Origin of the sequence: Pseudomonas sp. MPDS, assembly GCF_013283895.1 — a bacterium.
Taxonomy (GTDB): domain Bacteria; phylum Pseudomonadota; class Gammaproteobacteria; order Pseudomonadales; family Pseudomonadaceae; genus Aquipseudomonas; species Aquipseudomonas rhizophila.
In genome coordinates this window covers 267,186-282,123 of sequence record NZ_CP054128.1, presented here as the reverse complement: position 1 = coordinate 282,123, position 14,938 = coordinate 267,186, and the positions used below count along the sequence as shown (strand labels likewise).

Below are 14,938 nucleotides of genomic sequence, written 5' to 3'. Positions count from 1 at the left end.
CGTTGTCCATCACACCAATCTACTCGAGACATCCGAGTAATTAGCCAGCGATTTGACCAACGAACGGGTTCGCAAAGGTGAAGAACAGAGCGATACCAACACCGATCATGGTCACGGCGTCGAGCAGACCAGCCACGATGAACATTTTAACTTGCAGCATTGGAACCATTTCTGGCTGACGCGCGGCGCCTTCCAGGAACTTGCCGCCCAGCAGGCCGAAACCAATTGCGGTACCCAGTGCGCCCAGGCCGATCAACAGTGCAACAGCGATAGCGGTTAGACCAACTACAGTTTCCATCTTTCCTCCCGACTTTTACGTCGTATGGTTTAGGTTTTTTAGATTAAAGCGGTAAAACAAATCGTTTCATCAAGCCCGTTCGGGCCCCTTTCCGTGTGACCGGGAAGGACATCAGACTAGTCGAGACTGGCCTTAATGGTTTTCTTCGTGCGCCATCGACAGGTAGACGATGGTCAGCATCATGAAGATGAACGCCTGCAGGGTGATGATCAGGATGTGGAACACAGCCCACGCCCACTGCAGAACTACACCCAGGCCGCTGAGCCAGAGCAGACCGCTGCCGAACATCACGGCGATCAGGATGAACACCAGCTCGCCGGCATACATGTTGCCGAACAGACGCAGGGCCAGGGAGATCGGTTTGGCGATCAGGGTCACGAACTCCAGAAGGAAGTTCACCGGGATCAGCAGGGCCTGAACGAGAATGTTCTTGCTGCCGAACGGGTGCAGGGTCAGTTCGCCGATGAAGCCGCCGATGCCCTTGACCTTGATGCTATAGAAAATGATCAGTGCGAAAACCGAGAACGCCATGCCCAGGGTCGCGTTCGGGTCGGTAGTCGACACGGCGCGGAACGGGATGTGCGAATCGCCGGAGATCAGGATGGCCAGCTGAGGAATCCAGTCGACCGGTACCAGGTCGATGGCGTTCATCAGGAACACCCAGACGAAGATGGTCAGTGCCAGCGGTGCGATCACCGGGCTACGGCCATGGAAGCTGTCTTTCACGCTGCCATCGACGAATTCGACCAATACTTCAACGAAGTTCTGCAGTGCACCAGGCTGACCGGAAGTCGCCTTCTTCGCCGCCATGCGGAAAAGAAGCACGAAGATCAGACCCAGTGCGACCGACCAGCCGAGCGTATCGACGTGGAAGGCCCAGAAGCCCATTTCCTTGGCTTCTGCTGCGGTGTGAGCAAAGCCCCAGCCGCCATTGGGTAGCTGCCCGAAGGTCAGGTTCTGCAAGTGGTGCTGGATATAGCCCGAAGCGGTTGTCTCTGCCATGGTTGCCTCAAACGCCCTAAGGTCTCGAAAGTCTTGTTCTCATTAGCAGGGGAGCGAACCAGCTAACCAGTTGGGTCAGCACGAAGACGCTGAATACAGCCAGCGGCGACAGTGGCTTCACACCTGCGAACGTCAATGCAAACAGCACTGCCGTCAAAATCAGTTTCCCCGCCTCACCGGCATAAAAAGACCGGACGATGGCTTGGGCTGCTCGGGCGCCGGAAAACCGAAATGCCCTGTGAGCGAAATAAATATTGGGAAGCAAGGCTATCAGGCCTCCGCAAAGCCCTGAGTATCCGGCGACGACTCCCTTCCATTGCCAGAGCGCCAAAGCAGCGATCAGTACAACGACGAATTGGGTCATCAACACCGGGAAAACAGCCAGACGATGGAACGGCAAGCGGTTTGGCGTGCGTGTTTCCATCGCTTTTGCTCTCCAATGATCGGCCGCCATAATTCAATAACTTGGCATAATTTGTGCCGACAAAATGCGCGCAGAGTATAGGGGCGGTTCTGCCCCTATTCAACTGCCAGGTAGTGATTTCCGACTGCGCGCTACAAGAGCAATTGTTTCAGCGAATGTGCGCAAGGACACCTTGCAGCTCATCGAGGGAGTTATAACCGATCACCAATTGCCCTTTGCCCTTCTTGCCGTGGCGAATCTGCACCGCAGAGCCTAGGCGCTCGGCCAGGCGCTGTTCCAGGCGTGCGATATCCGGATCGGTTTTCGGTGCTTCGACAGGTGCCGGTTTACCACTGAGCCACTGACGAACCAGTGCCTCGGTTTGGCGCACAGTCAGGCCTCGTGCGACAACATGTCGCGCCCCTTCAACCTGTTGATTTTCCGGCAAACCGAGCAACGCCCGGGCATGCCCCATTTCCAGATCACCATGGGACAGCATGGTCTTGATGACTTCCGGCAACGCAATCAGGCGCAACAGGTTGGCCACGGTCACGCGGGACTTGCCCACCGCTTCGGCGACCTGCTGTTGAGTCAACTGGAACTCCTGCTGCAAACGCTGCAGGGCCACAGCCTCTTCGATCGGGTTGAGGTCTTCGCGCTGGATATTCTCGATCAGCGCCATGGCGATGGCGGTTTCATCCGGTACATCGCGGACCATCGCCGGAATGGTTTCCTGACCCGCCTGCTGGCTGGCACGCCAGCGGCGTTCGCCGGCGATGATCTCGAAGCGCCCGTTGGCGATCGGCCGAACCACGATCGGCTGCATCACGCCCTGGCTCTTGATCGACTGGGCCAGCTCTTCCAGTGCCTGCGGATCCATGTCCCGACGCGGCTGATACTTGCCGCGCTGGATCAGGTCCAGGGGCAAGTGTTGCAGCTCGCGCTGATCGACTTGTACGGCCTGCTCTTCCAGCGAACTGACAGTGGGGCCACTGAGCAGTGCATCCAGTCCACGTCCGAGACCTCGTTTCTTGACGGCCATGGGGTTTCCTTAAGTTGGCTGGGCAGCAGCGGTGCGTGGGTTTCGGCGCTGGCGGCGAACCATCTCGCCCGCCAGGGCCAGGTAGGCCAGCGCGCCTCGGGATTGTTTGTCGTAGGCCAGGGCCGGCATGCCGTAGCTCGGTGCTTCGGCCAAACGGATGTTACGCGGAATGACCGTATCGTAGAGCTGCTCGCCGAAGTGTTCCTTGAGCTGGGCCGATACGTCGTTCATCAGGCTCAGGCGCGGGTCATACATGGTCCGCAGCAGGCCCTCGACTTTCAGCTCCGGGTTCAGCAGTTCGGCAATGCGCTTGATGTTATCCACAAGGTCGCTCAACCCTTCGAGGGCAAAGTACTCGCACTGCATGGGAATAATCACCCCATCAGCGGCCACCAGGGCGTTGAGAGTCAGCATCGAAAGCGACGGTGGGCAGTCGATCAGGATGTAATCGTAATTTTCCCGAATCGGCGCCAAGGCGCTGCGCAGGCGGCTTTCCTTCATCTGCATTTCCAGCAGAACCACTTCGGCCGCCGTCAGGTCACGGTTGGCCGGCAGCAGTTGATAACCGCCGTGTTCGGAGAAATGCATGGCCTGGCCCAGATCGCATTCGCCGATCAGGACATCGTAAATGGAGTTTTCCAGGCCATGTTTATCCACACCGCTACCCATGGTGGCGTTGCCCTGTGGATCGAGATCGATCAGCAACACCCGGCGCTTGGTCGCGACCAGGGATGCTGCGAGGTTGATGCAGGTGGTGGTTTTACCCACACCACCCTTCTGGTTCGCTATCGCGAATACCTTAGCCATTGTTGCTTGTATTCCCAATCATGCCGTGCGGCGCAGTATCAGCAGATGGCGTTGGCCTTGGCAACCGGGTACGGCCAGGGCGTGTTCGCTATCGAGGTGGAAGTCTGCCGGCAATGCTACCAGCTCATCGGCCGGATGAACGCCCTTCATTGCCAGCCAGCGCGTATCGGCATCGCCCAGGTGGCGAGTCCAGTTGCTGAAGTTTTCCATGCTGCTGAACGCCCGGGAGATGATCCCGTTGAAAGGCTGGGCAGGCTGGAACGCTTCGACGCGGCTGTGGATAACTTGCAGGTTATCCAGTTTGAGTTCGAGTTTGACCTGCGTCAGGAAGCGGGTTTTCTTGCCGTTGCTGTCCAGGCAGGTCACTTGCGAGCCAGGAAACAGGATCGCCAGCGGGATACCCGGCATGCCACCGCCACTGCCGACATCGAGCCAGCGGCCGTCTTCGATGAAGGACATGACGCTGAGGCTGTCGAGCAGATGCCGCGAGACCATTTCATCCGGATCGCGCACCGCGGTCAGGTTGTAGGCCTTGTTCCATTTGATCAACAGGGCCAGATAGCCCAGCAACTGCGCGTGCTGGGCTTCGGTCAGGCTGACGCCGAGCTGACGGGCACCTGTGGATAACTCTTCGGCGTGTTGCGAGGTGACCATCGAACTCAAGCGCTTTGCTCCAACTGACGGCCCGCGCCGCGTTTTTTCAAATGAATCATCAACAGGGAAATGGCCGCCGGGGTCACACCGGGAATGCGCGAAGCCTGGCCCAGGGTCTCGGGACGAGTTGCACCGAGCTTGCTCTGGATTTCCTTCGACAACCCGGAAATGCCGGTGTAATCGATATCCACAGGCAGTTTGGTGTCTTCACTGGCGCGCAGACGGGCGATCTCGTCTTGCTGACGGTCGATGTAACCGGCGTATTTGGTCTTGATCTCGACCTGCTCGGCCACCTGCGGATCTTCCGCACCCTGACCGGTCACTTCCACCAGCCCGGCATAATCGATTTCCGGGCGGCTCAACAAGTTGAGCAAGTTGTATTCGTGGGTCAGCGGTGTGCCGAATTTGGTCGCGATGGCATCGCCCTGCTCGGTACCAGGACGAACCCAAGTGCTTTTCAGGCGCTGTTCTTCCAGCTCGATACTCTCGCGTTTCTTGCAGAACGCGGCCCAGCGAACGTCATCGACCAGCCCCAGCTCGCGACCTTTCTCGGTCAGGCGCAGGTCAGCGTTGTCTTCACGCAGGATCAGACGATATTCGGCACGGGAGGTGAACATCCGATACGGTTCCTGGGTACCCAGCGTAATCAAATCATCCACAAGCACACCGATATACGCCTCATCGCGGCGCGGGCACCAGGCGTCTTTGCCCTGGGCGCGCAGCGCTGCGTTGGCACCAGCCAGCAGGCCTTGGGCACCGGCCTCTTCGTAACCGGTGGTGCCGTTGATTTGTCCGGCAAAGAACAGGCCGCCGATGACTTTGGTTTCCAGGCTGTACTTGAGGTCCCGCGGGTCGAAGTAATCGTATTCGATGGCATAGCCCGGACGAACGATGTGGGCGTTTTCCATGCCGCGAATCGATTGGACGATCTGCAGTTGCACGTCGAACGGCAGGGAAGTGGAAATCCCGTTCGGGTACAGCTCGTGCGTCGTCAGGCCTTCGGGTTCGATGAAGACCTGATGGCTTTCCTTGTCGGCAAACCGATGGATCTTGTCTTCGATCGATGGGCAATAACGCGGGCCGATACCTTCGATCACGCCGGAATACATGGGCGAGCGATCCAGGTTGGCGGCAATGATTTCGTGAGTGCGGGCATTGGTATGGGTGATCCAGCAGCTCACCTGTTTCGGGTGCTGCGCTTTAGAGCCCATGAACGACATGACCGGAATCGGCGTATCGCCCGGCTGCTCGGTCATCACCGAGAAATCCACAGAGCGGCCATCGATGCGCGGTGGCGTACCGGTTTTCAAGCGACCGACACGCAACGGCAACTCACGCAGGCGCTGAGCCAGTGCGATTGAGGGTGGATCACCTGCGCGACCGCCGGAATAGTTCTGCATGCCGATGTGGATAAGTCCACCGAGGAAGGTCCCGGTGGTCAGCACCACGGAATCAGCGAAGAAGCGAAGGCCCATCTGGGTCACAACACCACGCACCTGGTCCTGCTCGACGATCAGGTCATCGGCTGCCTGTTGAAATATCCACAGGTTCGGCTGGTTTTCCAGGATTTCGCGGACAGCGGCCTTGTACAGGACACGGTCGGCCTGGGCACGAGTAGCCCGCACGGCCGGGCCTTTACGGCTGTTCAATACACGAAACTGAATGCCACCTTTATCCGTGGCCATGGCCATCGCGCCACCGAGGGCATCGATTTCCTTGACCAGATGGCTTTTGCCAATCCCACCAATGGCGGGGTTGCAGCTCATGGCGCCGAGGGTTTCCACGTTATGCGTCAGCAACAGGGTTTTAGCCCCCATGCGTGCTGATGCAAGTGCTGCCTCGGTACCGGCATGACCGCCGCCGATGACGATCACTTCAAAACGGGAAGGGAAATCCACCACGCACCTCGTGCCTGCTTAATTCAGGTAATTCGGAAAATAGGTTTGAGCCTGGCTTTGGGCGTTTTTCGAGCCAGGTCGGCAAGTATAGGGACTTCCCCTTTCCTAAAGAACCCTTTGCACAAAATTTAACCAGCTGTGGAGAAGTCGAGGTTAAAGAAATTAAAAAGAAAGAAATTTATAAAACCTTTGTTTTTATGTTTATTCTTACTGAGCCTCACTTCTGTGGATAAAGATCTGAAGGCCTTTATATTCAATATGTACAGAGATTCAAAACCCTGTGGTCAGGTGCGGCTGAGGGGCTTGGATAACCGGTGTAAGCCTGTGGATGAATGGGGTGGTTATCCACAGAGGTGGTTATCTTCAGTTTTGAAGGGGGTTTATCAACCGAGCTCAGGGCCAGTTATTCACAGGGCTTAATCCACAGGAAAACTGGCTTTTGATCCAGACACCGCCCACAGGCAAGCCGCCATGCAGGGCAATCGTTCCAGAAAAGGGAAAAAACCGGCTGCATGGACTCGTTGTAGGGTCGATAGCGGCCGGGTTCTTAAGGAATGGGTTATTTACCGATGCAGAAGCTGGAGAAGATTCGACCAAGCAGGTCATCAGAGCTGAAGGCCCCGGTAATTTCCCCGAGAGCTTGCTGGGCCTGACGTAAATCTTCGGCCAGTAGCTCACCGGCTCCGGCAAGGGTCAGTTGCGCGCGACCGTGCTCAAGCGCCGCGCTGGCATGGCGCAGCGCCTCAAGGTGCCGACGACGGGCGCTGAAGCTGCTTTCCGAAGTCTGCTCGTAACCCATGCAGGCCTTTAAATGTTCGCGCAGCAACTCCAGTCCCATATCCGCGGATTTCGCACTGAGGCTAATGGTGACATGGCCATCAGCGCTGACCTCCAGGGTCACGGGTTCCCCGGTCAGGTCGGCCTTGTTTCGAATCAGCGTGACTTTCGAAGGGTCAGGCCGGGTTTCCAGAAACTCTGGCCACAAAGCGAAAGGATCATCCGCTTCCGGGGCCGTGGCATCGACCACCAACAACACGCGGTCAGCCTCGCCGATGGCTTTGAGCGCACGCTCCACGCCGATTTTTTCCACATGGTCGTCGGTATCCCGCAGGCCGGCCGTGTCGACCACATGCAGGGGCATGCCATCGATGTGGATATGTTCGCGCAGAATATCCCGGGTGGTGCCGGCGATCTCGGTGACAATCGCGGCCTCACGGCCTGCCAAGGCGTTGAGGAGGCTGGATTTGCCGGCATTTGGCCTTCCGGCGATCACCACCGTCATCCCATCGCGCAACAAAGCACCCTGCCCGGCTTCGCGCAGTACTGTGGATAACTCATCGCGGACCTTGTCGAGCATGCTGAGCACGTGACCATCGGCGAGAAAGTCGATCTCTTCCTCGGGAAAGTCGATCGCGGCCTCGACGTAGATCCGCAGGCCGATCAGTTGCTCGGTGAGGTTATGCACACGCTGGGAAAAAGCGCCCTGCAGGGATCGCAAGGCATTGCGCGCGGCCTGTGCGGAACTGGCTTCGATCAGATCAGCAATGGCTTCGGCCTGGGCCAGGTCGAGCTTGTCATTGAGGAATGCACGTTCGCTGAACTCGCCTGGTCGCGCAAGACGACACCCCAGTTCGAGGCAACGCTTGAGCAACATGTCCAGGACGATCGGACCACCATGGCCTTGCAGTTCCAGCACATCTTCGCCGGTGAACGAGTTGGGACCAGGAAAATACAAAGCCAGGCCTTCATCGAGCACCTGCTGGTCATCACTGAAAAAAGGGCCGTAGTGAGCAAACCGAGGTTTGAGTTCTCGACCGCTGATGGCCTTTGCCGCGACGCTGGCCAACGGTCCCGAAATACGGACGATGCCGACTCCGCCGCGACCTTGGGCAGTAGCAACGGCGGCGATGGTTTCACGAGGTGCGCTCATAAACCGGTATCCAGACAAAAGTGGCAGATAGCAAAACGCCCCACTAGGGGGCGTTTTGTGTGGTTATCCACAGAGCAAGTTACGCCTCGGCTTTTTTCGTAGCCGCTTCGATCTTACGCGTGATGTACCACTGCTGGGTAATCGACAACACGTTGTTCACAACCCAGTACAGCACCAGGCCCGCAGGGAACCACAGGAAGAAGAAGGTGAAGATGATCGGCATCATCTTCATGACCTTCGCCTGCATAGGGTCCGGAGGCGTTGGGTTCAGCTGCTGCTGAATGAACATGGTCGCGCCCATGATGATCGGCAGGATGAAGAACGGATCCTTGATCGACAGGTCGGTAATCCACAGCATGAACGGTGCCTGGCGCATCTCGACGCTTTCCAGCAGCACCCAGTACAGCGCCAGGAACACAGGCATTTGGACAAGAATCGGCAAGCAACCACCCAACGGGTTGATCTTCTCTTTCTTGTACAGCTCCATCATGGCCTGGGACATTTTCTGCCGGTCATCGCCATGTTGTTCTTTCAGGGCGGCCAGTTTCGGTGCCACTGCGCGCATGCGAGCCATGGATTTGTAGCTGGCTGCCGACAATGGGAAGAAGATCCCCTTGATCAGCATGGTCAGGAAGATGATCGACCAGCCCCAGTTACCGACGATGCTGTGGATATGTTGCAGCAGCCAGAAGATTGGCTGGGCAATGAACCACAGGAACCCGTAGTCCACGGTCAGTTCCAGACCTGGGGACAACTCTTTCAACACCGCTTGGCTTTTTGGACCGGCATACAGAATCGCGCTGGTCTCGACTTTTGCACCTGGTGCAGCGGTCAATGCCGGGCCGGTATAACCGACGATGTAGTTGCCTTTGCTGTCTTTACGCGTCTGGACGACGTTGTTCTCGCCTTTCTGCGGGATCCAGGCGGTTACAAAATAGTGCTGCAACCAGGCAACCCAGCCACCTTGTACGGTTTCCTTGAGCTGCGCCTTGTCCATGTCTTTCATGGACACTTTCTTGTACGGCTCCGAACTTGTCCACAGGGCAGCGCCCAGGTAAGTCGCGGTACCGGTGGCGGTGCTGGAGGAAGGATCATCGCTGGCGTCACGCTTGAGCTGCGCGAACATCGCACCAGACCAGGGCTGTGCGCTCTGGTTGTCGATCAGATAGGAAACAGTCACGTCATACAGGCCACGTTTCAAAGTGAAACGCTTGATGTAATTGACGCCGTCCTTGCTGAACTTCAGGTCCACGACCAATTGGTCCTGACCGTCAGCCAGTTGATAAGTCTTCTTCTCGGAGGAGTAAACCGGGCGGCCGGCCGGGTTTGCATCCGGGCCGTTGGTGCCGATCAGACCACTTTGGGCCAGATAGGTCCGCTCATTGCCGTTATCGAACAACTGGAATGGAATTTCCGGATGGTCCTGGCGGCGCGGATACAACGGCAGCTTCAACTGAGCGACGTCACCACCTTGTGGATCGATTGCCAGCTCAAGCACGTCAGTCTTGATCTGGATCAGATCCTTGCTTGCAGCCACAGGGGCTTCGGCAGGAGCAGTGGTATCGTTTGCCGCGCGGGGGATGTCGTCATTACTGGCGGTGCTATTGCCAGTCGTGGTGTCCGGCAAGCTCGGTGCGGTATTGCTGGCTGCAACATTCTGAGTCGGCAGGGCAGCCTGGCCATAGTCCTGGTTCCATTTAAGAACCATTACGTAGGACACGATTGCCAGGGCGACGATCAGGATCGTGCGTTTGATATCCATGATTACTCGGCCATCGAAGAAGAACGGGAGGTAGGGATAGGCGGAACCGGGTCATAACCGCCGGGATTCCACGGATGACAGCGACCTAAACGACGAAAGGTCAGCCAGCCACCGCGCAGAAGGCCATGATTTTCTATGGCTTCATACGCGTAGCAAGAACAACTGGGGTAGAAACGACAGTGACTGGCCATCAGGGGACTAATGGCGTAGCGATAAAACTGGATCGGAACGAGTGCCAGTTTACGCATCGGGACTGTCTACCCCTACAGTTTCGGTGTTGACTGCTGGCGGTGCTGGCTTGTTACGAGCCAAGCGCTTCCAGAGTTTGCCGAAATGCTGAATCAATTCGGGGTTTTCTACGTCACCCAAACCTTTGCGCGCGACGATAACAATGTCCCAACCGACCAGAGAATCCTGGTTCAGGCGAAACGATTCGCGCATCAGACGTTTGAGGCGATTGCGCTGAACGGAGAGCTTGACGCTCTTTTTCCCGATAACCAGCCCTAGTCGGGGGTGATCAAGATCGTTGCTGCGCGCAAGGAGCAGGAGATTTTTCCCCGGAACCTTGCCGGTAGGGGAGTCAAAGACTGCCTTGAAATGCCGGGGTGTAAGCAGACGCTTTTCCCGACTGAAGTCCTGACTCACCTCCAGTGCCGGATTATCAAACTGCCAGACGCGCACGACCTTTGGCGCGACGACGCGACAGGACGGCACGACCGTTCTTGGTAGCCATGCGAGCACGGAAACCGTGGGTACGAGCGCGTTTGATAGTGCTTGGTTGGAAAGTACGTTTCATGTCGTGTTACCTGGGTTCGTCCACAACGGGCCGGAATGGCCCCCGTTTTAAGAGACCGGGGATTCTAGAGAAAGCAAGCCTCTAGGTCAATTTCCAACCAGCGTTTACTTCAAATAGATATCGCGCCTGGATAGCGGCTTCATCGCAGGACTCCAGATATAGAAATAAAAAGAAGGGAATTATTTAAAGCTTTTCTGTAAAGCTTATAAAAGCAAGGCTGGCACCTATCTGTGGATAACCATGCCTAGGCCTTGTAGTCCGCCATGTACAGAGAATGACAACTACAGGGGAAAGCGGTGTTCAGCCTGTGCTGCGCTGTCGGATAAGCTGTGTGTGGAATGGCTACTTATCCACAGGGAGGTTATCCACCGACTTCAATCCCCACTTGTGCAACGACCTCACGGGCGGTTATCCACAGAGCTTATCCACCGACCGCCTGTCGTCTTGCTCGTTGTTAAGGCATTGATAAATCATGGTGGATGAGCAACCTGCATGTGGATAAGTGGGCGTCCGCTCGCTACAATGGCCGCTTGTTTTTGCCTCACCGGCTTTCAACTTAGGGGATATCCGTGTCAGTGGAACTTTGGCAGCAGTGCGTGGAGCTTTTGCGCGATGAGCTGCCTGCCCAACAATTCAACACTTGGATCCGTCCGCTACAGGTCGAAGCCGAAGGCGACGAGTTGCGCGTCTATGCACCGAACCGTTTCGTTCTTGACTGGGTCAACGAAAAGTACCTGGGACGGGTCATGGAACTGCTCGATGAGCATGGCAATGGCATGGCGCCTGCGCTGTCCTTATTAATAGGCAGCAAACGCAGCTCTGCGCCGCGCGCCGCCCCCAACGCCCCGTTGGCCGCTGCGGCCTCCCAGGCCCAGGCTGTCGCGGCGCCGGTTAACCATGCCGCACCCGCCCCCACGCCGGCACCGAGCAAGCGTAATGCACAAAAAGTGGCCGAGGTCAGCGAAGAGCCCTCGCGGGACAGCTTCGACCCAATGGCCGGCGCCAGCTCCCAACAAGCTCCGGTACGCGCCGAACAGCGCACCGTCCAGGTCGAAGGCGCGCTCAAGCACACCAGTTACCTGAACCGCACCTTTACCTTTGAGAACTTCGTTGAGGGCAAGTCCAACCAACTGGCGCGAGCGGCAGCCTGGCAGGTCGCGGACAACCCAAAGCATGGCTACAACCCACTCTTCCTTTATGGTGGCGTAGGCTTGGGTAAAACCCACTTGATGCACGCGGTGGGTAACCACCTATTAAAGAAGAACCCGAATGCCAAGGTCGTGTACCTGCATTCCGAGCGTTTCGTGGCCGACATGGTCAAGGCGCTGCAGCTGAACGCGATCAACGAGTTCAAGCGCTTCTACCGTTCGGTGGACGCCTTGCTGATCGACGATATTCAGTTCTTCGCCCGCAAGGAGCGTTCCCAGGAAGAGTTTTTCCACACCTTCAACGCATTGCTTGAAGGCGGGCAGCAGGTCATTCTTACCAGTGACCGCTACCCGAAAGAAATCGAAGGTCTGGAAGAACGTCTCAAGTCGCGTTTTGGCTGGGGCCTGACGGTTGCCGTCGAGCCGCCGGAGCTGGAAACCCGGGTGGCGATCCTGATGAAGAAGGCTGATCAGGCCAAGGTCGAACTGCCTCACGACGCCGCATTCTTCATTGCCCAACGTATCCGCTCGAACGTACGTGAGCTCGAAGGCGCCCTCAAGCGGGTCATCGCTCATTCGCACTTCATGGGCCGCGACATCACCATCGAGTTGATTCGCGAGTCCTTGAAGGATTTGTTAGCGCTCCAGGACAAGCTGGTTTCTGTGGATAACATTCAGCGCACTGTCGCTGAATACTACAAAATCAAGATATCCGACCTGCTGTCCAAACGCCGATCGCGTTCGGTGGCTCGCCCGCGTCAGGTGGCGATGGCCTTGTCCAAGGAGCTGACCAACCACAGTCTGCCGGAAATTGGCGATGTGTTTGGCGGACGCGACCACACCACGGTGTTGCACGCCTGTCGTAAGATCAACGAACTTAAGGAATCCGACGCGGACATCCGCGAGGACTACAAGAACCTGCTGCGAACACTGACCACTTGATGACCACCAGCGCAGCTTATTAAGGCAAGGGACTAGACCATGCATTTCACCATTCAACGCGAAGCCCTGTTGAAACCCCTGCAACTGGTCGCAGGCGTCGTCGAACGCCGCCAGACCTTGCCGGTACTTTCCAACGTGCTGCTGGTTGTCGAAGGCCAGCAATTGTCGCTGACCGGTACCGACCTGGAAGTCGAGCTGGTCGGTCGTGTACAGCTTGAAGAACCGGCCGATCCAGGTTCCATCACCGTGCCGGCGCGCAAGCTGATGGACATCTGCAAAAGCCTGCCCAACGATGCGCTGATCGACATCAAGGTCGATGAGCAGAAGCTCGTGGTCAAGGCCGGTCGCAGCCGTTTCACCTTGTCGACGCTGCCGGCCAACGACTTCCCGACGGTGGAAGAAGGCCCAGGCTCGCTGACCTGCAGCCTCGAGCAAAGCAAATTGCGCCGTTTGATCGAACGCACCAGCTTCGCCATGGCGCAGCAGGACGTGCGTTACTACCTCAACGGCATGCTCCTGGAAGTGTCCGCCGGTATCATCCGCGCCGTCGCCACCGACGGTCACCGTCTGGCCATGTGCTCGATGCAGGCCGATATCGGTCAGCCAGACCGCCACCAAGTCATCGTCCCGCGCAAAGGTATCCTGGAGCTCGCGCGCCTACTGACCGAGCCGGACGGCAATGTCAGTATCGTGTTGGGCCAGCACCATATCCGCGCCACCACGGGTGAGTTCACCTTCACCTCGAAGCTGGTGGACGGCAAATTCCCTGACTACGAGCGCGTGCTGCCCAAAGGCGGTGACAAACTGGTCTTGGGTGACCGCCAGGCGCTGCGCGAGGCGTTCAGCCGTACCGCGATCCTGTCCAACGAGAAGTACCGCGGCATTCGTCTGCAATTGGCCAACGGTCAGCTGAAAATCCAGGCGAACAACCCGGAGCAGGAAGAGGCGGAAGAAGAAGTGGGCGTTGAATACAACGGCGGCTCTCTGGAAATCGGCTTCAACGTCAGCTACCTGCTCGACGTACTGGGCGTGATGACCACTGAGCAAGTGCGTCTGATCCTGTCGGACTCCAACAGCAGTGCGCTGGTGCAGGAATCCGATAACGACGACTCGGCCTACGTTGTCATGCCGATGCGTCTGTAATCAGCTAGATGTCCTTAAGTCGCGTCTCGGTCACCGCGGTGCGCAATCTGCACCCGGTGACCTTCTCCCCTTCCCCCCGCATCAATATCCTTTACGGCGCTAACGGCAGCGGCAAAACCAGTGTTCTGGAAGCTGTTCACCTGCTGGGGCTTGCTCGTTCGTTTCGTAGCACCCGTCTGTTACCGGTCATCCAATACGATCAGTTGGCCTGCACCGTGTTCGGACAGGTGGAGTTGGCGCAAGGCGGTCACAGTGCCTTGGGGATATCACGGGACCGGCAAGGCGAATTCCAGATCCGCATCGATGGGCAGAATGCCCGCAGCGCCGCGCAACTGGCGGAGATCCTGCCGTTGCAGTTGATCAACCCGGACAGTTTCCGTTTGCTGGAAGGCGCGCCGAAGATTCGTCGACAGTTTCTCGACTGGGGCGTGTTCCACGTGGAACCGCGGTTCATGGCCACTTGGCAGCGCTTGCAGAAGGCGCTGCGCCAGCGAAATTCCTGGCTGCGGCATGGTACACTTGACGCCGTTTCGCAAGCGGTTTGGGACAGGGAACTGTGCCAGGCCAGCGCTGAAATAGATGAATACCGCCGCGCTTACATCAAAGCCTTGAAACCGGTCTTCGAGCAGACCTTGAGCGAACTGGTTGAGCTTGAGGGCCTGACGCTCAGCTATTACCGAGGCTGGGACAAGGACCGGGAACTGAGCACCGTACTGGCTGGCTCGCTGCAGCGGGACCAGCAGATGGGCCATACCCAGGCTGGACCGCAACGCGCTGACTTGCGCCTTAGATTGGGCGCACATAATGCCGCGGACATCTTGTCCCGGGGGCAGCAGAAGTTGGTGGTGTGTGCATTGCGGATTGCCCAAGGCCATTTGGTCAGCCAGGCTCGACGCGGTCAGTGTATTTATCTGGTGGATGACTTGCCGTCCGAATTGGACGAAGCCCACCGCCGCGCACTCTGCCGCTTGCTGGAAGACTTACGCTGCCAGGTTTTTATCACCTGTGTAGATCACGAATTATTGAGGGAAGGCTGGCAGACGGAAACGCCAGTCGCTCTGTTCCACGTGGAACAGGGCCGTATCACCCAGACCCACGACCATCGGGAGTGAA

At 57.5% G+C, this 14,938-nt stretch carries 15 protein-coding genes; 3 read left to right on the top strand and 12 right to left on the bottom strand.

Going from position 1 to position 14,938, the window contains the following annotated elements; genetic code table 11:
• Nucleotides 1-40 precede the first annotated feature (40 nt).
• From atpE to rpmH, 12 genes are all read right to left on the bottom strand, one after another.
• Nucleotides 41-298 (bottom strand): F0F1 ATP synthase subunit C, encoded by a 258-nt coding sequence (gene atpE, locus HQ912_RS01220; protein WP_003097235.1) that lies wholly within the window; start codon nucleotides 296-298, stop codon nucleotides 41-43.
• Nucleotides 299-430: 132 nt separating this feature from the next.
• Nucleotides 431-1,300 (bottom strand): F0F1 ATP synthase subunit A, encoded by an 870-nt coding sequence (atpB, locus tag HQ912_RS01215; protein WP_047230098.1) that lies wholly within the window; start codon nucleotides 1,298-1,300, stop codon nucleotides 431-433.
• A 16-nt stretch (nucleotides 1,301-1,316) separates the two neighbouring features.
• Complete coding sequence (locus tag HQ912_RS01210) at nucleotides 1,317-1,724, bottom strand: F0F1 ATP synthase subunit I (protein ID WP_173406356.1); 408 nt, start codon at nucleotides 1,722-1,724, stop codon at nucleotides 1,317-1,319.
• Nucleotides 1,725-1,872: 148 nt separating this feature from the next.
• Entirely contained in the window at nucleotides 1,873-2,745 is an 873-nt protein-coding gene (locus HQ912_RS01205) for a ParB/RepB/Spo0J family partition protein (RefSeq protein ID WP_003207098.1), read from the bottom strand.
• Between the two features lie 9 nt (nucleotides 2,746-2,754).
• Entirely contained in the window at nucleotides 2,755-3,552 is a 798-nt protein-coding gene (locus tag HQ912_RS01200; RefSeq protein WP_003187199.1) for a ParA family protein, read from the bottom strand.
• 18 nt (nucleotides 3,553-3,570) lie between these two features.
• On the bottom strand, nucleotides 3,571-4,206 hold the full coding sequence (gene rsmG / locus HQ912_RS01195) for a 16S rRNA (guanine(527)-N(7))-methyltransferase RsmG (protein ID WP_171061291.1): 636 nt from the start codon (nucleotides 4,204-4,206) through the stop codon (nucleotides 3,571-3,573).
• Nucleotides 4,207-4,211: 5 nt separating this feature from the next.
• Nucleotides 4,212-6,104, bottom strand: coding sequence for a tRNA uridine-5-carboxymethylaminomethyl(34) synthesis enzyme MnmG (gene mnmG / locus HQ912_RS01190; RefSeq protein ID WP_160891447.1), 1,893 nt, complete (start codon nucleotides 6,102-6,104; stop codon nucleotides 4,212-4,214).
• Between the two features lie 559 nt (nucleotides 6,105-6,663).
• Nucleotides 6,664-8,034, bottom strand: a complete 1,371-nt coding sequence (mnmE, locus tag HQ912_RS01185; protein ID WP_107323176.1) for a tRNA uridine-5-carboxymethylaminomethyl(34) synthesis GTPase MnmE — start codon at nucleotides 8,032-8,034, stop codon at nucleotides 6,664-6,666.
• 79 nt (nucleotides 8,035-8,113) lie between these two features.
• Complete coding sequence (gene yidC, locus HQ912_RS01180) at nucleotides 8,114-9,796, bottom strand: membrane protein insertase YidC (protein ID WP_047230103.1); 1,683 nt, start codon at nucleotides 9,794-9,796, stop codon at nucleotides 8,114-8,116.
• A 2-nt stretch (nucleotides 9,797-9,798) separates the two neighbouring features.
• Complete coding sequence (gene yidD, locus HQ912_RS01175) at nucleotides 9,799-10,044, bottom strand: membrane protein insertion efficiency factor YidD (RefSeq protein WP_010465488.1); 246 nt, start codon at nucleotides 10,042-10,044, stop codon at nucleotides 9,799-9,801.
• A complete protein-coding gene (gene rnpA / locus HQ912_RS01170) occupies nucleotides 10,037-10,441 on the bottom strand; it encodes a ribonuclease P protein component (protein ID WP_047230119.1) in 405 nt (134 codons plus the stop codon). Before rnpA ends, yidD begins: the two co-directional genes overlap by 8 nt.
• Before the next feature lie 16 nt (nucleotides 10,442-10,457).
• Nucleotides 10,458-10,592: a 50S ribosomal protein L34 gene (rpmH, locus tag HQ912_RS01165; RefSeq protein ID WP_003213577.1), complete on the bottom strand. Its 135-nt coding sequence runs from the start codon at nucleotides 10,590-10,592 to the stop codon at nucleotides 10,458-10,460.
• 569 nt (nucleotides 10,593-11,161) lie between these two features.
• Here rpmH and dnaA point away from each other — a divergent pair.
• The 3 genes from dnaA to recF are packed head-to-tail and all read left to right on the top strand — an operon-like array spanning nucleotide 11,162 to nucleotide 14,937.
• Nucleotides 11,162-12,682: a chromosomal replication initiator protein DnaA gene (gene dnaA, locus HQ912_RS01160; RefSeq protein ID WP_047230104.1), complete on the top strand. Its 1,521-nt coding sequence runs from the start codon at nucleotides 11,162-11,164 to the stop codon at nucleotides 12,680-12,682.
• A 39-nt stretch (nucleotides 12,683-12,721) separates the two neighbouring features.
• Nucleotides 12,722-13,825, top strand: a complete 1,104-nt coding sequence (dnaN, locus tag HQ912_RS01155; protein WP_007903001.1) for a DNA polymerase III subunit beta — start codon at nucleotides 12,722-12,724, stop codon at nucleotides 13,823-13,825.
• An 8-nt stretch (nucleotides 13,826-13,833) separates the two neighbouring features.
• Nucleotides 13,834-14,937 carry a DNA replication/repair protein RecF gene (gene recF, locus HQ912_RS01150; RefSeq protein WP_047230105.1) on the top strand — a complete coding sequence of 368 codons (1,104 nt, stop codon included), beginning with the start codon at nucleotides 13,834-13,836 and terminating at the stop codon, nucleotides 14,935-14,937.
• The last annotated feature ends 1 nt before the right edge of the window (nucleotide 14,938 follow it).